Source organism: Zobellia galactanivorans, from assembly GCF_000973105.1.
In the GTDB taxonomy this organism is placed as follows: domain Bacteria; phylum Bacteroidota; class Bacteroidia; order Flavobacteriales; family Flavobacteriaceae; genus Zobellia; species Zobellia galactanivorans.
In genome coordinates this window covers 4,151,985-4,173,804 of the sequence record NC_015844.1, presented here as the reverse complement: position 1 = coordinate 4,173,804, position 21,820 = coordinate 4,151,985, and the positions used below count along the sequence as shown (strand labels likewise).

Sequence of the window (21,820 nt, the reverse complement as noted above, 5' to 3'; positions counted from 1 at the left end):
AAGACCCATGAGAGATTTTGCTTGCCTAGCACTTTTTACAATCGTTTTTCTAAGTTCATGTTCACCTAAAAAAGCTGATACGGTTCTAAAAAACGAAACCCTTTCCCTTAACGGGGAATGGCACTTTTTAGCTTCTAACGAAGAAAGTGAAGAACAGCTATTGACCGTAGATTACGCCAAGTGGGATACCCTGAGCGTACCCGGAAACTGGGACGTTGAGAACAAATACGCCCATTTTAAGGGCAAGGGGTATTACCAACGTAGTTTTACCCTTCCCGAAAATTGGCAAAAAAAACAGGTCCGATTAAAGTTCGATGCCGTTTACGAAACCTCCAAAGTGTGGTTGAACGGTAAGTTATTGGGCGAACATGAAGGGGGCTACACCCCTTTTGAATTCAACATAACCGACGAAGTACGCACCGATAAACCGAACTCGATTTTGGTCATGGCCGACAATACCTTTAGAAGAGGTGCTTGGTGGGCTTGGGGCGGTATAAGCAGAGACGTATCCTTACTTGCCCATAACGATGTTCGCTTGGTTCGTCAACATATTTCAGCTGTGCCCGATTTTGACAACGGCGTAGTGGACTTTGCCATTTCCTATAAAATTGAAAATAATTCCGACACCCCACAAAACCTGAAGATCAATCCTGATATCCTTGGGCCCGACCATAAATCGTGGCAACCGCAAACCCTTGAAGTGACGGTAGCCGCAAACGAGACCATAGAAAAGGTATTGACCTTTAAAAAGGAGTTGAAGGAAGTAGAATTATGGCATTTTGACCGACCACACCTTTACGTTTTAAATAGTAGCCTCGTTTCTAACGATCAAGAAGTCGATGCCGTTTCCGATAAATTCGGTATTCGAAAAATGGAGGCCATTGGTGAACAATTATTTCTCAACAACGAGGCTGTTCGGCTAAACGGTTTCAACCGGGTACACGACCATCGCCTGTACGGCAATACCGAGCCCGACGAACTTATAAAGAACGATATTCTAGACATCAAAGCCCTTGGTGGTAACTTCTCAAGGATCATGCACGCGCCTGCATCGAAGAACCTTTTACAGTTCTGTGATAGTATTGGCTATATGGTTATTGAAGAAATTCCCGTTTGGGGCCGTGGCGCACCCAATGCCACCCCCGATAACCCACGAACAAAGAAATGGTTGGACGAAATGATTGCGCGCGACTTCAACCATGCCAGTGTGGTCGGTTGGAGCATGGGTAACGAAATTGGCAACCCTGACGGTGAATGGCAAGATATGACCATGACACCCGGCCAGTACGAATATGTAAACGATATGCTAGACCATGTGGCCTCCCTAGACTCTACACGCTTGAAAACCGTGGTAAGCTTTACATCGCACCTGCCCTTGGCCCAACCTGGTAACGAGCCCTACGAAAAACTTGATTTGCTCTGTATGAACTCCTACGGGGAAACCTATGAAAAAGTGGGCAGGGCCCATGCAAAGTTTCCCGGAAAACCTATCTTCATTTCAGAGATCGGTGACAAACAGATCGGACTCACACCCGATGCCGGGTTCAGTGATACCCTCATTGAGCAACTTGACAAAATAAGAACGCTTCCCTACGTCGTAGGTTCCGCGCTATGGACCTACAACGATTACCGAAGCGACTACAAGGCTACACCTCCCTCCGAAAACAGGGCTTGGGGCGTGGTCGATGTATGGAGAAACAAGAAAAAAGCCTACAAACAGATTCAAGATATCTACGCGCCTGTTCAAGGTTTAAAAGCTAGTGTTGGTAAACAGTCCCTTGCAATCACTTTGCTCCCCAGAAACGAACAAGACATTCCCGCCTACATTATGGAAGGATATACCCTGGTATATGAGCTTTTTAACGCCGAAGACCAATCAATCGGCAAAGAGCGTATTGAACTTCCCATCATAAAACCCGGGGACGACGCCCTGGAGTTTAACTTCAAAAAAGAAAACAACGTCGCCCGAATCGATGTCGGTCTATGGTCACCCATGCAAATCGAGGTAAAAACCGCTTCATCAAAAGTATGGAAAAAGCCCACCGTAGAAGCCTCCGACTCCCCTGTAATAGAGTTTTTGGGCCGGAAAAGCGAAAGTATTTCCATAGGCTATACTGTAAGCGAAAAAGATTCTATTTTCACTTTTAAATATGGAAACGCCCCTGAGCATCTGACCGAAGAAATAACTACAGATCTAAAGGGGGCCATCAAAATTAAATGGCCTTCATCAGAACCCTTTTTCGTGAAATTAAAATCCGACGTCACGGATTGGTCCACTACAGAACAACTCATAGAGTAACATAAAAAATTTCAGAACCAAAACCAGAATCCTTGCATATGAAACTGATAAAAACCTTTTGTTTGGCATTACTGCTCATTCCATGCCATGCAATGGCCCAAGACAGTACTAACGACCGTCCGAACATTGTTTGGATCATGCTCGAAGATTGGGGTCTTGACCTGGGATGCTACGGCACCCCGGGAATAGAAACCCCTGTTACCGACAAGCTCGCCTCCGAAGGCATACGCTACACCAATGCCTTTTGTACCTCCCCGGTTTGTTCCACTTCGCGTTCGGCCATGCTTACGGGCTACCACCAAAACTATATCGGGGCGCAACAGCACAGAACGGCCAAAGAAGACAAGAAACCTTTGCCTTATGGCATTAAACCTATGCCCGTACTCTTAAAAGAGGCAGGGTATTTTACGGCTTTAATGATCTACGACAAAACCGACGCCAATTTTAGCGGCGATTTGGGTTTTATGGGAAAAGATTGGAAGGAACGTGAAAAAGGACAGCCCTTTTTCGCCCAAATAACCTTGGGCGGTACACACCGAAAATGGAATCGCGATGCCAAAAACCCCATAGACCCTGCCGATGTAGTACTCCCACCCTATTATGTTGACACCCCTTTTGCCAGACGTGACTGGGCCAATGGTTTGGAACAGATGCAAATTTGCGATCGCGAAATCGGTGACATTCTCGATCGATTGGAAAAAGAAGGTCTTGCCGAAAATACCTTGATCTTTCTTATTGGCGATAACGGCCGCTGCCATATTCGCGGAAAGCAGTTCTTGTATGATCCGGGACTTCAAGTGCCTATGATCATCAAATGGCCCGGTAAGGTCGCTCCCGCCCAAGTAAACACAGATATGGTACAGACCATTGATATTACCGCTACCATTCTAGACGTCGCCGGGGCCAAACCGAAACATGAGCTACAGGGAAAAAACCTTTTTGAAGAGGAATCGAAGAATAGGGAATACATTTTTGCCGCAAGGGGACGAATGGGCGGTACCCACGATGCGATGCGTACCATCCGTTCAAAAAAATACAAATTGATCCATAATTTGATGCCGGAACGTGCATGGTTGCAATACAGTGGCTACAAAGAAGATATGTACCCCATGTTGGCCGAGATGAATATCATGTATATGGAAGGAAAGCTTAATGAAGACCAGGCGAAATTCTTCGCACCTTCAAAGCCCGAGTTCGAACTCTTCGATATAGAAAAGGATCCCTACGAATTGAACAACCTTGCCAACGACCCGCACTATGGGGATATTAAGGATAAACTCTTGGAAGAACTGTACGTTTGGAGAAGATCGATCAAAGACGAAGGGGTATCGCAAGAATTCAGGGAAGGCGGACTCTCGTCCAAATACCCTACCCGAACACTTGAAGAATGGAAGGAACGCTACGAAGCTTGGAAGCCCTGGGTATTTCGCAAGCCTAAATCAAAAGTGAAGCATCCTTTCGTTAAGAAAGACTATTAAAAACAAGACTTATGCAGCTCAAATCCTTTGTATTCCATACGCTATTCCTAGTATTCGGAATTTGCCATGCCCAGACCGAAAAAGTCGACCTCCCCGGCGAGGAGCGGATGTTACTTAGCGGAAATTGGAAATTCCACGCTATTTATGGCGAAGGCTCGAATTACATTGATATTTCCGAAACCCTTGAAGATATTGTCATCGACAATACCGATAAGGACCGGGTTTCGGTAAAAGGAGATTGGAAAACCCGATCGGAAGGAGAACGCGGGTCCGGCTTTTTGGGTACCGATTATTTACAGCGTGACTTTAAATCCGGCGAGTCGGATCAAAACTATGTACGTTATCGTCCCGAATTACCCGAATCAGGGTTTTACGAAGCATTTGTCCGCTTTCCCTTTGCCTCACATCTAACGGCGGAAGTGAATGTCAACCATGCCCAAGGAATTACGGCTGCCTATTTTAACCAACGAAACCGTTGTGACCAATGGTTGAGCCTTGGGGTATTCAGTTTTGACAAGACTTTAGACAGCTATGTGGAAGTAACCGCCATCACGGCCAGTACCGTAGTTGCCGATGCAGTGATGTTCAGACCGGTATCGAAGGAAAAAATGGAAGAAGCGGATATTGAAAAGTCTTCCGTTTTTCAGGTTGATTTTGATGATTCCAATTGGAAAGACCTACGGGTACCCGGGCATTGGGGCATGCTCAACGCATATTCGAACTATACCGGTAAAGGCTGGTACCGGAAAACCTTTGAGTTGCCCAAGAACTGGAAATCGGTTTCAAACGAGCGGATTAGGTTAAAATTTGATGCCGTATACCACATTGCCCGAGTCTTCTTAAACGGGGAATTGGTCGGGCTACACCAAGGGGGCTTTACCCCATTTGAATTTGATATTACCGACAAACTAAATTATAACGGCCAAAACGTACTGGCCGTAGAAGCCGACAACAATGCCCTTGTAGGGGCTACTTGGAACTGGGGCGGCATCATTCGCGAGGTACATCTTATAAAAAATAATGATGTGCGCATCAGTTATCAATACATACATGCCGATCCCGACCTAAAAAAAGGTTCGGCAAACCTGAAGCTTAAGGTTCGAATCAAGAATTCATCGACTCGCCAACGTACCGTTTTGCTGGCTGCGCATATTGAAGAAGCCTCAAGTCCTGTTGATTTGACGTACAAGGTAAAAGTACCGGCCAACAGCACCCAAGAAATACAACTGGCCACAACCCTACCCGCCACCGATGTAAAACTTTGGCATTTTGATACCCCTAACCTATATCATCTCACAACAACGATATCGGAAAACGGGCAGGTTTTAGATACCCAAAAAGACCGATTCGGTATCAGAAAAATAGAGTTGACCGACTCCCAACTGATTTTAAACGGCGAGCCCGTACGCTTGTCCGGTTTTAATCGGGTTAGCGACCATAGGTATTGGGGCTCTTCCGAACCGCAATATTTGATCGACAAAGATGTAGACCTCATGAAAAATGCCGGGGCCAACTTTATGCGCATCATGCACGGCACCCAGAACAAAAAATTAATGGACCGCTGTGATGAGAAAGGTATTTTGATTTTTGAGGAAGTCAATGTGCGCGAACTCACCAACCCCGAGTTTACGCCCCCGCATTATCCCTTGGCCAAGCAATGGCTTAAAGAAATGATTGAACGCGATGTCAACCACCCCAGTATTATCGGTTGGAGCGTTGGCAATGAACTAAAAGACCACTTTGATTATGCCAAAGAAACGATTGACTACGTCAAGAAGGAACTAGACCCATATCGCTTGGTTACCTGTGTAAGCAACAGCGGATGGCGCGATTCGGCAACTCCCGAAAAGGACCCTAACACCTTAGTGGATATCATTATGCACAACCTCTATCCTTTTCAAGGGACTCCCGATAAAGTGTTTAAAACCTTACGCGCGAAATGGCCCGACAAACCGATATTCATCTCGGAATACGGCATAAAGCCCATGGCCACCACTTCCTTGGATGGCGACATTCCCGAACTATCGGAATGGAACGATCATTTAAGGGGCAAAAACACCTATGTAATCGGGGCATCGTTGTGGACGTTCAACGACTATCGGAGCGGTTACGCGGCTACTTCACCTGAGGAAAACCGAGTTTGGGGCCTGGTCAATACATGGCGACAAAAACGAAAGTTATACCATCGCATCCAAAAAGAAAACAGTCCCCTAGCCGATTTGAAAATCGATGGGATCGATTTAAAAAACGGAGGGGCCAAGGTAAGAATCACACCAAAACCCGTAAATGGTTACCCCGTCTATAGCCTCAAGGGCTATACGCTTGAATTTACGATGTATGATAAGCAAGGGGAAATTCTTTTTTCCAAGACCCACAGCCTTCCCCATATCGTTCCTGGTGGCAAGCCTACGGAAGTCGCTATCGATTGGCAACGGTATATGACCGGTATGGCCCAAATACATGCCGCGGTGATTTCACCCAACGGCTATATTAGGCACCAGACCTCGATCTCCCTTGAGCTTCCTGAAAAGACATCTATTCTCGCCATAGAAAAGGGGCATGGCACCGTACGCGTGCATTACCGGCCTGTTTTCGGAGCCGACACCTATTACGTCGCATATGCCGATGGAAAGGGCCTCGAAAGGAAGTCCGACACCAGCACGACCCATAGTATTGAAATAAAAGACCTCGACCCTGAAGAAGAGTACGCCTTCAGCGTAATTGCCCAAAATTCGAAAGGAAAAAGTGTTCCTTCCGGCACGCGTACCACCAAGGCGAACGCTGATGTACTTCCTCCTATGATCTGGGATGCCTTTCTATCGGACGGAAAGCTCGTCGTTGGCTATTCGGGAGCACCGGACGATGTGGAATATATAGTGAAATACGGTTTACGAGACAGTTATTTCCCCTATAAAAACAGTACGCGGACCAAGGGTATGACCGTCATCGATTTTGAAGGCGACGACCCCCACTTCGTGAGCATCAAGAAAAAGACCAAGACCGGAGAAAGTGATTGGTCAAAACCGATCCATGTTTACACGATAAGAAACAAGGAGAGATATAGAAACTAAGTAAAAAAAATTAACCCATAAAAGTTTAACATGGGAAACCACCCATGGCATTTCAGCTCCATTAAAAACAACAATATGAAAACACTCAGCCTAGTCATTGCTTTTGCCGGTATTTGCCATCTAACGGCATGTAAGAACGAAAAAAAGACCCTCTCGGCAACCGAGACACCAGCAGTAAGCCAAGTATCGGAAAAAAGTAAAATCTCCGACTACAAAATAGAATTCGGAAAGGTCTCGCCCAAATCCATATTCAGAAACGACAGTCTCAGTATCTGGGGCGGTTCTATGGTCAAGGGCGAAGACGGACTTTACCATATGTTTTACTCCCAATGGCCTAAAAATATTGGTTGGGAATGGGTAAACTACTCCGTAATAGCCCATGCGGTATCAGAATCGCCCTTCGGCCCTTTTAGACATAAAGATGTTACCTTACCGGACCGCGGGGCGGAATTCTGGGACGGTTCTACGACCCATAACCCGACCGTACATAAGTTCAATGGAAAATATTACCTGTATTATATGGGGAATACGGGCGATAAAAAAATAGTAAGTACGCCCGGAAAACCTAAAATAAACTGGGTACACCGCAACAACCAACGCATAGGGGTAGCCGTAGCCGATTCGCCCAACGGCCCTTGGAAGCGGTTCGACAAACCTGTTTTGGACATATCTCATAACGACGATGCCCTTGATGCCTTAATGACCTCAAATCCGTCGGTATGCCAAATGCCCGATGGAAAAATCTTAATGGTCTATAAGGCCGTAGGGAAAAAAGACCCCTTACCAGGTGGTGGCCCCGTGGTTCACATGGTAGCCATAGCGGACAGTCCTACCGGTCCGTTCAAGAAATATCCCAATCCCGTTTTCACCTTCGAAGGCGAACGCTTTCCTGCCGAAGACCCATACATTTGGTATCAAGATGGTAAATTCAGGGCCATTGTAAAACGTATAAAAAACGACGGTAAAACACGAGAATTCTCTTTGGTACACTACGATTCGGAAGATGGTATCCAATGGGAGAAAGCCAAATATTTTGAAATTTCCAAGCGCATCGTCGAATGGGAAAACGGAAGAACCCAACAGTTCGAACATTTGGAACGTCCGCAAGTATACATGGAAAACGGCGAACCTATAGCTCTCTTATGTGCGGCCGACACCCTTGATGCCAAGGGAATTCGAGAGTCGTTCAACATTCAGATTCCTTTGAAAATAGAAAAAATAGCCCCCTAAAATAGGACTCAAAACAAAAGCTGTTCAAACTCTAAAACAACACCTATGCAAATCAATCTTTTTCTCAAGCAATCGACCTTTAGTCTTCTAATGGCCCTATCGCTTATCGCTTGTTCCGAACAAAAAACGGAAACCAAGTCGACCCCAACGGAAGATTCCGCAACTACGGAACACAAAGTATTTCCCCATAAAATGCCCTCCGAAAAACCGGATATGCCCTTAAGTGCCGCCGCGGAACGTATGTTCAGCTATCCCGCTCCCCGGGTACAGGATAACGAGCTTTTTTCGCAGTTCAAATATACCCGTCTTAAAGGCTTTGATTACAATAATGGGGATGGAACCATCTCTCGACGAGACCCCTCAAGACCCATTTTAGTGAATGGGAAATATTATATCTACTACACTAAAAGAGATACCAAAGTGCCCCCCATCGGTTGGAACCGTGCCAAGGAAGCTACCGATGAGATTCCATCTACCGATTGGGACCTATGTGAAATTTGGTATGCTACCAGTGAAGACGGAACAACATGGAAAGAAGAGGGTGTTGCCATTGCAAGACCCGAAAAGCCTAAGCCCGGATGGCGTTCAGTGGCTACACCCGACATCTTGGTTTGGAAGGGAAAATATTATCTATACTACCAAGCGTTTAACGAGCCGAGCGGACTAAGAGGCGATTGGTGCCCTGTTTCGGTTTCCTATGCAGATTCTCCCGACGGACCATGGACACATGGTGGCGACTCCGTAATTCCTTTCGGAAAGAAGGGCGAATGGGACCAAGATGCCACACATGATCCACAGCCCATAGTCTACAAAGGAAAAATTCACCTCTACTATAAGGCCGCCTATAACAAATGGCCCGATATTCGCGATAAATATGCCGTGGGACACGGTCTTGCCATTGCCGATGATCCATTAGGCCCATTTGAAAAACACCCCTTGAACCCCGTAATGACCTCCGGGCACGAAACCACCTATTTCCCCTTTAAGGAAGGAGTGGCCACATTGGCCATAAAGGATGGTAACGAACGATATACCATGCAATATGCCAAAGACGGTGTCAATTTTGAAATTGCCTCGGTAGTTTCACTGGCCCCAACCGCAGCCGCTCCTTTTGCCGCGGATGCCTTTACCGATTCGGGTAACGGAAGAGGGGTTACTTGGGGGCTATGCCACTTTACCAATGCTAGTAACAACCCTAAAAAAGGCTATTCGATCATCGCCCGATTCGATTGCGACCTAAGCCTTGACGTTGATGACCCATTCTATAAAAACACAGGGGTATGGCACAGACCAGAGGTTTATTTTGCCCAGGCACCCCGCAAAAACCTAAGTCCCGAAGGACGATAAAATCAGCTCATTATCAAATTATAACAGTAACAAGAGCGGTTGTTAAACGGTAGTAAAAACGTAATTAAAAGACTAAATTTAGCAAGGACCTTTTTTTAGGGTACGGAAAACCCTTTATCATTCTCTTTTCCTTTAAAAAGGTCCTTTTTAACAAAAACGAAACTACCAAACCTCTACTTTTATGAAATTCAGTCCTTTTGCCCTAGTTCTAGTTACATTGCTGTCCTTTAATTTTTCCATCGCCCAAAACCAAGATAGCAAACGCCCCAATGTGGTTCTTGTTTTTATCGATGATGAAGGATATGGCGATGTAGGCGTCTATGGTGCCACCGGTTTTGAAACGCCCCATATCGACCAATTGGCCGCAAAAGGCACACGCTTTACCAACTATTACTCGGCACAACCTGTTTGTAGTGCTTCCAGGGCAGGTCTTATGACCGGCTGTTATCCAAATCGCATAGGGTTCTCGGGAGCGCTTTTCCCACGACATGAGATCGGCTTGAACAAAGATGAGCTTACCATGGCCGAAATGTTCAAGGAGCAAGATTATAAAACGGCCTGCTTCGGCAAATGGCATATGGGTTGGCAAAAAGAATTCTTGCCATTGCAACATGGGTTTGATGAATTTGTTGGCCTACCCTACTCCAACGATATGTGGCCGCACGACAGTGCTACGGGGGAACATCTTTCCGCTGAAAAAAATAGAGCTAAGTTTCCTGATTTACCAATTATTGAAGGGAACAAAACCATAGCGTATGTCAAAAGTTTAAAAGACCAAGACAAGTTGACAACCCTATACACCGAAAAAGCGGTAGACTTCATCAATAGAAATGCCAATGAGCCCTTTTTTCTATATGTACCCCATACCATGGGCCATATTCCCCTCGGCGTATCGGATAAATTTAGGGGAAAGAGCGAACAAGGCCTTTATGGCGATGTTATGATGGAAATCGATTGGTCGGTTGGCGAAATCGATAAGGCCCTTAAACAGAACGGTATAGCTGACAACACTATTTTTATTTTTACTACGGATAACGGACCTTGGTTGAATTTTGGAAACCATGCGGGCTCTTCAGGAGGTCTTCGCGAAGGTAAAACCACAAGCTGGGAAGGCGGCCAAAGAGTGCCCTTTATCATTCGCTGGCCAGGAAAGACCCCAGAAGGAACGGTCTCGGACAAATTGGCCTGTGCAGTAGATTTGCTTCCTACCTTCGCGGCGATTACCAATGGAAAACTATCCGACAATAAAATAGACGGCGTAGACATATCACCGCTTTGGAAAGGACAATTTTCAGAAACGCCTCGTAATACCATACTATACTATCACGGAAAGAACAACTTGAACGGAGTTCGAAAAGGCAATTGGAAACTGGTATTGCCCCACACCTACAGTAGCTATAATACCGAACCCGGCAATGATGGCAAAGGAGGAAAAAGAATAAAAACCGTAGTAGAGCAGCCCGAACTCTACAATATGATGCGCGATCCGGGGGAAAGATATAACGTAATCGCCTATCATCCCGAAAAAGTAAAAGAACTGATGCTAGAAGTTGAAAAGGCCCGTAAAGCATTGGGCGACCTGAACGTCGGCATTGAAAGAGGAACTGAAAACAGGGAAATCGGCAAACTCTAAAGAACATTTTTGACATCCATAATTTACCAAAACCAAAATGACATTTATATGAAACTGAATCGACTCATCTGCTTGCTGGCCTATCTTCTACCTTTGATTACCATGGCCCAAGAAAAGAAGCCCAACATCGTCTGGATTTTTTCCGATGACCATTCCTATCAAACCATTGGTGCCTACGGTGGTAGGCTACAAAGTCTGAACCCAACGCCCAACATCGATAAATTGGCAGCGGAAGGTATGCGCTTTGACAAAGCCTATGTTGAAAACTCAATTTGCGCCCCCAGTAGGGCCACGTTGTTAACGGGAAAAATGAGCCACCTCCACAAAAAAAAGGACAATACCAAAAAGACCGTATTTGACCACGACCAACAACAGTTTCAAAAAATTCTTCGGCAGAACGGCTACCAAACAGCCATGATCGGCAAGATCCACCTTCCCGGAAAAATGCAGGGTTTTGATTATTGGGAGGTACTTCCTGGACAAGGCAAATATTACAACCCTGATTTTATTACCGAGGAAGGTGACACAAACTACAAAGGCGAATACGTTACCGATGTTATTACCGACCGTGCCCTGAATTGGTTAGAAAACGAACGCGATCAAGACAAGCCCTTTATGATGATGGTACACCACAAAGCACCACACCGTAACTGGGATCCGGCAGAACGCTACATGAGCAAATACGAAGATGTAGAAATACCCGAGCCCGATAACTTTTTTGACGACTATGCCACCCGCACTACGGCAGCCCATAAACAAGAGATGGACATTGCTACCAGCATGAATACCCATATTGACCTAAAGGCCGAAGGTGACCGCTATGCCAATGACCCGAGATATAAGGAACGCTACGCTAAATTCGCCGCAGCCAAGCTTAAGGGAGAAGCCTTGGTGAAATGGAAATATCAGACCTATATGAAAGACTATTTACGTTGTATCTGGTCCGTAGATGAAAGTGTGGGCCAGATAATGCAATCGCTTAAAGAACAAGGTCTAGACGAGAACACCATCGTTATCTACTCCTCTGACCAAGGCTTTTACATGGGCGAACACGGATGGTTCGACAAGCGCTTTATGTACGAGGAATCGTTTCGTACGCCCCTGATCGTAAAATGGCCGGGAACGGTAAAACCAGGAAGCGTAAACACCGACTTGGTACAGAACATTGATTTTGCAGAAACCTTTCTTGACTTGGCCGACGCCCCCATTCCAGATGATATGCAAGGAAAGAGTGTCGTACCCCTATTAAAGGGCAAATCCCCTAAAAAATGGCGTAAATCTATCTACTACCACTATTATGAATACCCCGGGGCCCATGCGGTCCGCCGCCATGAAGGTGTGGCCAACCAGCGTTACAAACTGATTCGTTTTTATGGGGAAGATGTGCCCAATGGGGAAGAATGGGAATTTTACGACTTAGAGAAAGACCCTTCGGAAATGAACAATATATATGGCGTATCTACAGTGGCGAAGCAAATTTCAAAAATGAAAAAAGAGCTCGCCAAATTGAAGCTTCAATATGCCATAGCCGAGTAAATAAAATTGCAGTTACAAACAAAATAGACGATGAAAAAAATACTACTGGCCGCCTTGTTATGCGCTTCAGCCTATGGTTCTGCGCAAGAATCAACACCTGACCCAAAAAAATTCGAACCCTACGTTAACCAATTGGGCTATAATATGGGCGAATCTAAACGCTTTGTCTGCTATGGCGCCGAAGACGACACTCCTTTTCAGATTATAAATACCCGTACGTCAAAAACGGTATTTGAAGGTAAAATCCTGAATAATGAAGGATGGTTTTCAGGGTTTAACCCCACAGGCTCAAACGATGAATATATCATCAAGGTTGAGGGCCATGGAAATTCGGTTCCATTTTCCGTAGCCGACCACCTTTTGGAAACCGCATCTTCAAAATTGGCCTATGACTTTTTTGTCGATGCCAGGGGGTTTGCCGATTTGGAAACCTATGATATGGCTTCGGTCTATGGGGGCGGGCCCACTCGTGACGTCGGGGCATACGGACTCGAAGCCGTCTTCGAAGTCTTACAATATGCCAGCAACCCGGCCCTCTTCGACAATTGGAAAACCGAACTGGGCGACAAAAAAGTGGCCGATCTTATCGACCTTATTCTTTGGCACGCCGAATTCGCCTATAAATACATTGACTATAATGGCCCCGTAAAAACCCGTCACGGCACCTTGGGCTATCAAGGACAGCCGAGAATGACATACGATTATTGGAATACCTTAGACCAACTGGCTGCCGTTTGTGCCGCCTATCATTCCTTCTTAAAACCATACTTGCCCGAAGAAACCTATCAAAAATATCGAAAAGCCTGTTTAGACCATTGGGAAGCTTATGACCGTCATAAGGTTGTTCGATTTTGGACGTACAGTACAAAATGGGTCGATAAAGGCTTTCAGGAATTTAATGAAATGGGCAATGCCTACGGGCAATCGGTCTTTCGTAACCTCTTCATGTACGAATGCGAAAGACATGAAAAAGACGGTAATCCCGAAAAGTTTTTGAAATGGGCGCAATCAGGCGCTTCCGATATCATTAGCAATTGGGACTTTAATAACCCCCGTCATATGTGGTGGATAAGAAATGCCGAACATATAACGCCACAGGCCCTGTCGTTCTTTTTATTATTGGCACCCGACAAGGCCCCTGAAGGCACAAAAGAAAAGCTGGAAGCCTGGGCACTTCATATGAAACAAAAGAGCAATAACTTCTGGAAATACCGCAAACATAGCGAAACCGAATGGGCCCACCCCAAAACCAAGGAATTGGGCGGGGCTCCGGCCTTAGGAGGCTCCATGTTCGCCGTGGCACATTTACTGAACGACCCTGATCTTCGTGCCTTGGGCTGGGCGCAAACCGATTTTGTTTTCGGTGTGAATCCCGTAGGAACCCATCTTAGCAACAAAAGTGAGGATCGCGTAAAAATCGGGGGCTATTGGCCGGGAGTCGAAAAAGGATGGCCACAGTCGCATCCACATGGCTACGGCGAACTCGGTAAGGTCAGGGGCACCCTAGACGGCTCGCCCTTAGACGGACAATTTCCCATTGCCGAAAAACTCGAAGCTATTGAAGGGAAAAACGAAGGTCGCATTTTCGGAAAAAATGCCTACGCGACGGAAGGTTGGGGTATCTCCAATCGAGGGTGGCAGGCCACAGTGACCTTCTCTACCCTAGGAAGCCATAGTCTCAAAGTTTTTGATGCGAAACACAAAGAGGAAATATCAAGTGTAAAACCAGGCCAAAACATTACCATTCAATTGAAGGCGGCCCTAAACCTTGACCGAAATGCTATTGACCAAGGATGGGTGTTGTTAAAGCATGGGGAAGAAACTAAAAAAATCAATTTGAAGGAAAGCGGAGCCAATACCGGAACCTTTGTTGGTAGCTTCAAAATACCGAAAAATTCGTCGGTAAGCTTTTTAGTTTTATCTTACGGCTATCTAGGCCTTGACAAATCGGTCAGGCTAGACGTGAAAAACTAAACCAACACCTCTTTTAACATGAAACATTTTTTAGATTATTCAGTTTTTTTTATCCTCGTAATTGCAGTGGTATCCTGCAAGAATAAATCTGAAAAAATGACCATGGGAGAGGTGAAACAAGAAGTTCTTGAGCCAAGTATAAAATTGTTGGTCGGCACGCATGCCGAAGGGGATGATGCGGGCATATACCAACTGGATTTCAACACCTTAACAGGTGAACTATCCAACCCAAAGCATGTGGCCAAGGAAGGAAGGGCCGGTTACCTCTACCTGTCAAAGGACGACAAAAGGGTATACTCTTCCAACGGGACAAAGCCTGGGAGCGTTTCAGCCTTTGTATGGAACGAAGACGGAAGCCAGTTGGAAAAAATCTCCAATTTACCGAGTGAAGGTGATGGGGCCTGCTATATTGAATTGAGTCCAGGTGAAGACCTTCTAGCTGCCGCCAACTACGGCTCGGGAAGCATTGTTATGTATGCCGTTGACGAAAACGGGGAAATAACCGGAAAGCCCGTAGCCCGACAACACAAAGGCAACGGCCCACATCCCAATCAAAAATCGGCCCATGCGCATTGTGTAAAATTCAGCAAATCGGGCGATTTTCTCTATGCGGTAGACCTTGGTACGGACCAAATTTTGGCCTATCCGGTCTCCAATGACGGTTCACTGGAAAAAGCACATGTGGCCTTACAGTTAGAACCCGGTGACGGACCGCGCCATTTGATATTTCACCCAACGGAAAATAGGGCCTTTATCATCAATGAGCTCTTCAGTTCGGTAATTTCGGTAGAAATGGATACCAAGACCGGTACTTTTACGGCCATTGACAAAAAGAGCACACTTCCCTTAGGATATGACGGTCCGAATGCCTGTGCCGATATCCATTTGAGCGATGACGGAAAGTTTTTATATGCCAGTAACCGCGGGCATAACAGTATTGCTATTTTTTCGGTATCGGACGATGGGCATATGACCTCTTTGGGCACCGAGCCCGTTCAAGGGGATTGGCCTCGTAATTTTACTTTGTCGCCTGACAATAATTTTCTGCTCGTCGCCAATAGAAAAACCGACGACATTGCCGTATTTAAACGGGACAAAGCCTCGGGATTACTGTCATTTACGGGTAAAAAAATAGGCCTACCTCAACCGGTATGCCTTAAATTCAGATAGTTATTCTCCCCTCTTGGCTGATAAATGTAAAAAAATTGCCATGGATTTACGTGTCGCCAAAAGGAGAGAGCAAACTACTTCGAAGCAAGCCCGCGAGGCATCAAAAGGAATACACCTTGATTTCGAGGCAAGTCTCGGGGCATTTAATCTCGATTATCGAGTAAAACTAACTATCCGTGCTTTCTAAATTATATCTAAATTGATATACTTATGTTCTTGATCTACTTCTTCTATGACCATTCGCTGCTCTCCGGCAGGAAAGTCCCATACTAAAGTATCACCTTGGGCATAACCGATCACGGCCGCACCCATGGGGGTCAAAATTGAAATTTTATTACTGTTCACATCGCTCTCGGTGGGCACTACCAGTTTGAACTTTTTGCGCCATCCCGTTTCAGATACAATGCTAACGGTCGAATTAAAACGAATAACATCTTCCGGCATCTCGGCTTCGTCCCGAATTTGGGCAGACTCTAATTCGCCTACTAACTTCTCGACCGATTTGCGAAGCGTCTTGTCTTTATAATAGCCCGTCAGGTTCATGAACCTTTTCAACAGCACATACTCTTTCTTCTCTATTACTAAGCCACCATACTTCATGATTCTATTATTTATGGAAAAATACCTCGTTGAACATAAGCTTCTTCTAAGCGTTCTATGGCTATGATGAAAGCCGCAGTACGCATATCTATCTTCCGGTTTTCGGAAGTTTCTACTACCTTGACAAAAGACTCCCTAAGCTTTTTCTCTAGCTTTTGAAGAACTTCGTCCAATTGCCAAATCTCACCGTTACGGTTTTGAAGCCATTCAAAATAACTTCCGATAACCCCTCCTGAATTACAAAGGATATCCGGTAAAATAGCCACTCCTTTTTTCAATAGGATCTCTTCAGCGGCAACATCGGTCGGGCCATTGGCTCCCTCGGCAATCAAATAAGCTTTGACCGAAGATGCATTGGCCTCCGTAATCTGGTTGCCCAGTGCGGCAGGGATACAGATATCGCAATCCAATCCGAAGAACGCGGCATTATCTAGGGTTTCAGCCTTTGCAAAGCCCATGATACTGCCCTTATTGGCCTTAGTGTACGCCAAGAGGTCTTCTACAGGAATACCCTCTTCGTTTACAATACTGCCATAGGCATCTTGAACGGCGATCATTGAAGCGCCTTCCTTTTCTAGAAAATGCGCTGCCCAATACCCTACATTACCGAAGCCTTGAACAATAAACCGTTTGTCTTTCAGGTCTATGTTCTTGTGCTCCGCCCAAAATTTGATATTTAGGAACACGCCGTAGCCCGTAGCCCGGTCACGCCCTTGCGAACCTCCTGCCCCAATTGGCTTACCGGTAACCACATGCATATTGGTAGACCGCTCTGCCGGCGATTTTGTCGACATGTACGTATCTAAAATCCACGCCATGGTCTGGGGATTGGTATTCACATCGGGAGCGGGTATATCGAGCTCTGGACCTATATTATCGCCCAAGGCATACGTAAACCTGCGCGTGATGCGCTGTAACTCGTCATTCGAGTATTTGGTAGGATCCAACTGAATTCCTCCCTTGGCACCGCCGTACGGCAAACCTGCCAATGAAGTTTTCCAGGTCATCCACATAGCCAAGGCACGCGCTGCATCGATATCTACCGTAGGGTGATAGCGAAGTCCCCCTTTATAAGGACCCAACGAATTGTTGTGCTGCACCCTGTACCCCGTAAAGATTTCAACCTCCCCATCATCCATACGTACCGGAAAATGAACGACGAGTTCGTTGTTGGTCACCTCTAATATCTTTCTGATATTTGGGTTAAGATCAATGATGTCGGCAGCATTATCGAACTGTCGCATCACGTTTGCGAGCATGCCTTGCTTTAAGGCTTTTTTTTGCTCGGGTGTTTTAACTATCATATTTGTATACTTAAAATAAGACCTCTTCGGCCTTGCGATTTCTCTTGTGACGTTGCGTTTTCGGTTTGAGATGACCGTTATCCGCTTTAGTTTGGTCGTGTACATGCATATATTCACTACACGAACGGATAAAATGTTTGTTGGATGTAACTACGCAACTATTTACATGTTGACACGTATTGCAAATACTTCTGGTATATAAGTTCATACGATGCTAGTTTTTTTAGATTAACAACTAATGAAACCTGCCCGATAACCTTACAGGGTAAGCCATAAGGCGCGGACAACCGGGCAGATTTTCATAACCAACTATCAAAACTAATTTGTAAGCAACTCGCCCGATGCCAATGCATCGTCGATATCTGCGGAGATGAGCGTATGGCTCCCGAAAAAACGACCGCCATCTTTGCGCTTTATTTTTATCTCGGTAGCGCCGTCTTTTCCTTCTTCAATAGACGTTACCACTACCTTGTTTCCTTTTAAAGACTTATAATTGGCCAAACCTCCCCTTTTTATAATGAAATTGGCCCTAGGTAATTCTATATGCCTGTATTTCTGACTAGTAGGCACTCCTATTTCAAGTACATCGCCTACCTTTACCTGCTCTCCTTTCTTATGGGTATCCCCCTGTGCATGCAACAGATTCGCCGAAAAGAAAAACACTACCAAATATTTAATCATCCTTTACTCCTTTTAAGATTAATAGTTCTACTTTTTAAACCGGTAGATTTTCTATTTCCATAGCCCCTTTCAACTCATCGTGATAGTGATCTACCTTTACAATTTTTAACGAAATACTATCTGCAGGGGAACCATATTTAAAAACATCGTCTTCGGAAAGCCCCAAAACGGAAGCCCCAATCTTACTGCACAGGGAAAATCTTTCGTTTTCAATGCATGCATCCTTGGGCCGGACCACCTGAAATGCTTTCTCCCATCCGAATATACTGCTCACCGTAACCATGGAATTCAACCGTACCACATCTTGTGGCATATCATCGGCCTCGACCACCAAGGCGGTCGCTAAATTCCCTTGAAAAACCTCGAGCACATCCTTATGGCTGTAATCCTCTATATACTTATTTCGTTCAAGGCATTTTTTAACCTCTTTAAAATCGTTCTTGACGAACACCAAACTACCGTACTTCATATGTATTTGTTTTTTAAGTGTCCGCTCAAATTTGTTGTGCCAAGACTTGAGCAAAAGCCATACCCATACGTAGGCCAAAGCCAAAAACAAATACAAATGATTGACAATCAACCACAAACAGTTAATTATTTTTAAAATGGAGATAAACGAACCGAGGAGAATTTACCCATTAGGAGAAAAACTCCCCATGTCTTTACTTGAGCTTTTCACGTAAGGTCTTACGGTCTATTTGAAGAATTTCGGCCGCCTTGGTCTTATTGCCCTGTGTATGTAGCAGTACACGCTGTATATATTCCTTTTCCATTTGTTTTAAGGAAGGAAAGGAGGTCTGTGGAAAATCGATTTTAAACTTTAGCGTATCAGGAAGCTCCTTGACCGTTATAACCCCGTTAGACATGATAACGGCGCGCTGGATTACGTTTTCCAACTCCCTGATGTTCCCGGGCCAATCGTAGCGTTTCAATACCTCCAAGGCGTCTGGGGTCATCTTTAGCAAACGGTCTTTGTACTCTACCCCGTACTTTCTTAAAAACTTATCGACCAAAAGGGGGATATCGGACTTCCGCTCCCGTAATGGCGGTACTTCTATTTCTACCACCGTTAAACGGTAATATAGGTCTTCTCGAAATTTATGGTCCTTAATGTCTTGTTGTAAATCGGAATTTGTGGCCGCAATCACACGAATATCCACTGCTTCCGTTTTTCTAGAACCCACCTTGGTCAGCTCTTTCTCTTGAAGTACCCGCAACAATTTGGTCTGTACGCTCAAGGGTGCCGTTCCTATTTCATCTAGAAACAAGGTGCCGCCCTGTGCGGCCTGAAAGAAACCGTCCCTATTGTCATTAGCTCCCGTAAAGGCCCCTTTTACGTAACCAAAAAGTTCGGCCTCCAATAAATTTTCGGGTATGGCCCCGCAATTGACAGCCACAAAAGGAGAGCGGGAAAACTTGCCCGAATAATGAATGGCCCGGGCTACAAGTTCTTTTCCGGTACCACTTTCCCCCTTTACCAAAACCGTAGCCTTATTATCTTTGACCCTCTCGATTACATCGGTAATCTTCTGAAATGCCTCAGACTCACCGATCATTTCATTATTTATATTTACGAACTTCTGCGTACCGCCCTTATTGATCGTTTTCGTCTTACGGCTTTCACCGTGCTCGAATGCTTTTTCTACCGCCTGACGCAGCTCTTCCTTGGTAAACGGCTTGGTCAAATAATCGATGGCTCCCGACTTAATCACCTCTAAGGCCCCATCTACCGAAGGATAGCCCGTAATCACCAACTTTGGCAATTCAGGATAATGCTCATCTGCGAACTTCAACAATTGCAAGCCGTCTATCTCGGGCATTTGAATGTCGGTGATAAGAAGGTCTATGAACGTATCTTTCATCACATGTAGGGCTTCCTTGACCGAAACCGCCTTGTAGGTGTGATAGTTCATCGACTGAAGATGACGCTGTAATAACTCCAGGATATTGATGTCGTCATCGACCAATAAAATATTCTCTTTTTGAAGCATATCTACAATTTAGGAAAATCTAGAATGAAAATCGTTCCTTTGGGTTTGTTCGGCCTGTGTTCAATGGTACCTCTATGGCTACTGATAATACCGTGTACCACACTTAGGCCCAAACCAGAGCCCTCGCCCAAGGGCTTTGTGGTAAAGAAAGGTTCAAAGATCTTATCTTCTATCTGTGCCCCTATGCCCTCTCCCTGATCCGAAATACCGATTTGAATTGTCTTTTCTTTTTCCTCGACCGATACAACGACCTCTCCTTTAACGGGTGAGTAATAGATAGCGTTCATCACTAAGTTAAAGAGTACCTGGGTAAGCTGTACCTTATCGGCGCGTAGTTGAATGGACTTTGAACTGATCTTTTTGGTCAGGCGAATGTTCTTGGCCCGTAACGAGGGGGTCAACAATTTTAGGGTGCTTTCTACAATGGGGTTCAGCTCCACCATTTTCATCTCTTGCGGCATTTCGCAGGCAAAGAACATCAGTTTCTTGACTATCTCCCTACTGTAGATGGCATTTTCAACAATTTTATCAAGATCCCTCAAGGCCCCTTTATCTTTTACCCGCTCTTTGAGCAATTCGGTAAAGCCTAAAATATTTGCCAAGGGAGTATTGAGCTCATGTGCGATACCGGCCGTAATTTCGCCCAATATGTGCAACCTATCGGCACGTTCCATTTGGCGTTTGACCTTCGCCTCGCTATCCCTGATCTGTTTTCGTTCAAGTAGGCTTCCTATGGCTATGGCTACATTGTTAAGCAGGTCTTTTTCTTCCTCAAGAAAGTCCACATAAAAATACCGGTCCTCCGGATAACCGACTTCTATTACCCCACTCACCTTGTTGAACACCTTGATGTCGGCGTGCATAATAGTCATCTTGGAATGAAAACCTTCGGTCTGGACCGAGTAGTCTTCCAAATTCAGGTAGGCCTCTGCCACATTGTTGAACTGTAAAGCCTTTTTGAGCGAATGTACAATAGCCTCCAATGAGGTTTCAAGCTGGTCAAAATCTGAATTTACAATTATGGAAGTTACCTCGTAGAGACAGGTCAACTCCTTGATGCGTTCTTTTAACTTATGTTTGATCGTAGCCATACTTCAGAAATACTTCTAACTACAAAGATCACATTTATAGTAGACTTCGTCGAAGTATAAACAAAAAAAGTTGAGACCGTACAAAATGGGGGCGGTCTCAACCTAAAAAAATAACCAATGGGTCGGTACAGCCTATTTGTCAAACGTAAAATCGGGTAGTTGTATAAGCCCGCCTCCCTTTAGGGCCGACTCATGGGCCAAGATACCAGGCCAATAAAACCTTCATGGGTTCGTAAACGAAATACGGATCGGCCATACCTGTAAATTACTTATCGATAAAAAAATGACCGCTTTACAAGCCTGTTACCAAAATGGGTTTAGAACCTTGTCCAACTTTAAGCGACAGTTTAAGGCCGCTACCCACCATACCCCTACAACTTACAAAGAAGGCTATCAACTGAAATAAGTCAAAAAC

Annotated in this window: 15 protein-coding genes and 1 pseudogene; 10 read left to right on the top strand and 6 right to left on the bottom strand. The window is 45.2% G+C overall.

Annotated elements, in window-relative coordinates:
* Positions 1-7 precede the first annotated feature (7 nt).
* The 9 genes from ZOBGAL_RS16915 to ZOBGAL_RS16875 all read left to right on the top strand — a co-directional run bounded on the left by ZOBGAL_RS16915 (position 8) and on the right by ZOBGAL_RS16875 (position 15,738).
* Positions 8-2,299, top strand: a complete 2,292-nt coding sequence (locus ZOBGAL_RS16915) for a glycoside hydrolase family 2 protein (RefSeq protein ID WP_013994929.1) — start codon at positions 8-10, stop codon at positions 2,297-2,299.
* A gap of 38 nt (positions 2,300-2,337) precedes the next feature.
* The gene (locus tag ZOBGAL_RS16910) at positions 2,338-3,777 is read left to right on the top strand and encodes a sulfatase family protein (RefSeq protein WP_013994928.1); all 1,440 of its coding nucleotides are present in this window, start codon (positions 2,338-2,340) and stop codon (positions 3,775-3,777) included.
* An 11-nt stretch (positions 3,778-3,788) separates the two neighbouring features.
* Positions 3,789-6,848: a glycoside hydrolase family 2 gene (locus ZOBGAL_RS22835; protein WP_013994927.1), complete on the top strand. Its 3,060-nt coding sequence runs from the start codon at positions 3,789-3,791 to the stop codon at positions 6,846-6,848.
* Between the two features lie 75 nt (positions 6,849-6,923).
* Positions 6,924-8,078: a glycoside hydrolase family protein gene (locus ZOBGAL_RS16900; RefSeq protein WP_013994926.1), complete on the top strand. Its 1,155-nt coding sequence runs from the start codon at positions 6,924-6,926 to the stop codon at positions 8,076-8,078.
* A gap of 45 nt (positions 8,079-8,123) precedes the next feature.
* Positions 8,124-9,425: a glycoside hydrolase family 117 protein gene (locus tag ZOBGAL_RS16895; protein ID WP_013994925.1), complete on the top strand. Its 1,302-nt coding sequence runs from the start codon at positions 8,124-8,126 to the stop codon at positions 9,423-9,425.
* A 181-nt stretch (positions 9,426-9,606) separates the two neighbouring features.
* Complete coding sequence (locus tag ZOBGAL_RS16890) at positions 9,607-11,058, top strand: sulfatase family protein (RefSeq protein WP_013994924.1); 1,452 nt, start codon at positions 9,607-9,609, stop codon at positions 11,056-11,058.
* A gap of 48 nt (positions 11,059-11,106) precedes the next feature.
* Entirely contained in the window at positions 11,107-12,594 is a 1,488-nt protein-coding gene (locus ZOBGAL_RS16885) for a sulfatase family protein (protein WP_013994923.1), read from the top strand.
* 30 nt (positions 12,595-12,624) lie between these two features.
* Complete coding sequence (locus tag ZOBGAL_RS16880) at positions 12,625-14,568, top strand: cellulase N-terminal Ig-like domain-containing protein (RefSeq protein WP_013994922.1); 1,944 nt, start codon at positions 12,625-12,627, stop codon at positions 14,566-14,568.
* An 18-nt stretch (positions 14,569-14,586) separates the two neighbouring features.
* Entirely contained in the window at positions 14,587-15,738 is a 1,152-nt protein-coding gene (locus ZOBGAL_RS16875; RefSeq protein ID WP_013994921.1) for a lactonase family protein, read from the top strand.
* A gap of 183 nt (positions 15,739-15,921) precedes the next feature.
* On the opposite strand, the gene ZOBGAL_RS16870 is transcribed toward ZOBGAL_RS16875, so the two are convergent.
* From ZOBGAL_RS16870 to ZOBGAL_RS16845, 6 genes are all read right to left on the bottom strand, one after another.
* Positions 15,922-16,338 (bottom strand): GreA/GreB family elongation factor, encoded by a 417-nt coding sequence (locus ZOBGAL_RS16870; protein WP_013994920.1) that lies wholly within the window; start codon positions 16,336-16,338, stop codon positions 15,922-15,924.
* A gap of 11 nt (positions 16,339-16,349) precedes the next feature.
* Complete coding sequence (locus ZOBGAL_RS16865; protein ID WP_013994919.1) at positions 16,350-17,642, bottom strand: Glu/Leu/Phe/Val family dehydrogenase; 1,293 nt, start codon at positions 17,640-17,642, stop codon at positions 16,350-16,352.
* 318 nt (positions 17,643-17,960) lie between these two features.
* The gene (locus ZOBGAL_RS16860) at positions 17,961-18,323 is read right to left on the bottom strand and encodes a hypothetical protein (protein WP_013994918.1); all 363 of its coding nucleotides are present in this window, start codon (positions 18,321-18,323) and stop codon (positions 17,961-17,963) included.
* Positions 18,324-18,357: 34 nt separating this feature from the next.
* On the bottom strand, positions 18,358-18,792 hold the full coding sequence (locus ZOBGAL_RS16855; RefSeq protein ID WP_123772411.1) for a GreA/GreB family elongation factor: 435 nt from the start codon (positions 18,790-18,792) through the stop codon (positions 18,358-18,360).
* A gap of 193 nt (positions 18,793-18,985) precedes the next feature.
* Complete coding sequence (locus ZOBGAL_RS16850; RefSeq protein WP_013994916.1) at positions 18,986-20,314, bottom strand: sigma-54-dependent transcriptional regulator; 1,329 nt, start codon at positions 20,312-20,314, stop codon at positions 18,986-18,988.
* A 2-nt stretch (positions 20,315-20,316) separates the two neighbouring features.
* Positions 20,317-21,405: a sensor histidine kinase gene (locus ZOBGAL_RS16845; protein WP_013994915.1), complete on the bottom strand. Its 1,089-nt coding sequence runs from the start codon at positions 21,403-21,405 to the stop codon at positions 20,317-20,319.
* 235 nt (positions 21,406-21,640) lie between these two features.
* Between ZOBGAL_RS16845 and ZOBGAL_RS23195 the strand changes: the two are divergent.
* A pseudogene (locus ZOBGAL_RS23195) lies at positions 21,641-21,811 on the top strand (helix-turn-helix domain-containing protein); the annotation flags it as partial.
* Positions 21,812-21,820: the final 9 nt, after the last annotated feature.

Bases quoted from the DNA above. Each gene is read 5' to 3' on its own strand.
- ZOBGAL_RS16915 (WP_013994929.1), top strand. From the start codon at position 8: ATGAGAGATTTTGCTTGCCTAGCACTTTTTACAATCGTTTTTCTAAGT.
- ZOBGAL_RS16910 (WP_013994928.1), top strand. From the start codon at position 2,338: ATGAAACTGATAAAAACCTTTTGTTTGGCATTACTGCTCATTCCATGC.
- ZOBGAL_RS22835 (WP_013994927.1), top strand. From the start codon at position 3,789: ATGCAGCTCAAATCCTTTGTATTCCATACGCTATTCCTAGTATTCGGA.
- ZOBGAL_RS16900 (WP_013994926.1), top strand. From the start codon at position 6,924: ATGAAAACACTCAGCCTAGTCATTGCTTTTGCCGGTATTTGCCATCTA.
- ZOBGAL_RS16895 (WP_013994925.1), top strand. From the start codon at position 8,124: ATGCAAATCAATCTTTTTCTCAAGCAATCGACCTTTAGTCTTCTAATG.
- ZOBGAL_RS16890 (WP_013994924.1), top strand. From the start codon at position 9,607: ATGAAATTCAGTCCTTTTGCCCTAGTTCTAGTTACATTGCTGTCCTTT.
- ZOBGAL_RS16885 (WP_013994923.1), top strand. From the start codon at position 11,107: ATGAAACTGAATCGACTCATCTGCTTGCTGGCCTATCTTCTACCTTTG.
- ZOBGAL_RS16880 (WP_013994922.1), top strand. From the start codon at position 12,625: ATGAAAAAAATACTACTGGCCGCCTTGTTATGCGCTTCAGCCTATGGT.
- ZOBGAL_RS16875 (WP_013994921.1), top strand. From the start codon at position 14,587: ATGAAACATTTTTTAGATTATTCAGTTTTTTTTATCCTCGTAATTGCA.
- ZOBGAL_RS16870 (WP_013994920.1), bottom strand. From the start codon at position 16,338: ATGAAGTATGGTGGCTTAGTAATAGAGAAGAAAGAGTATGTGCTGTTG.
- ZOBGAL_RS16865 (WP_013994919.1), bottom strand. From the start codon at position 17,642: ATGATAGTTAAAACACCCGAGCAAAAAAAAGCCTTAAAGCAAGGCATG.
- ZOBGAL_RS16860 (WP_013994918.1), bottom strand. From the start codon at position 18,323: ATGATTAAATATTTGGTAGTGTTTTTCTTTTCGGCGAATCTGTTGCAT.
- ZOBGAL_RS16855 (WP_123772411.1), bottom strand. From the start codon at position 18,792: ATGAAGTACGGTAGTTTGGTGTTCGTCAAGAACGATTTTAAAGAGGTT.
- ZOBGAL_RS16850 (WP_013994916.1), bottom strand. From the start codon at position 20,314: ATGCTTCAAAAAGAGAATATTTTATTGGTCGATGACGACATCAATATC.
- ZOBGAL_RS16845 (WP_013994915.1), bottom strand. From the start codon at position 21,405: ATGGCTACGATCAAACATAAGTTAAAAGAACGCATCAAGGAGTTGACC.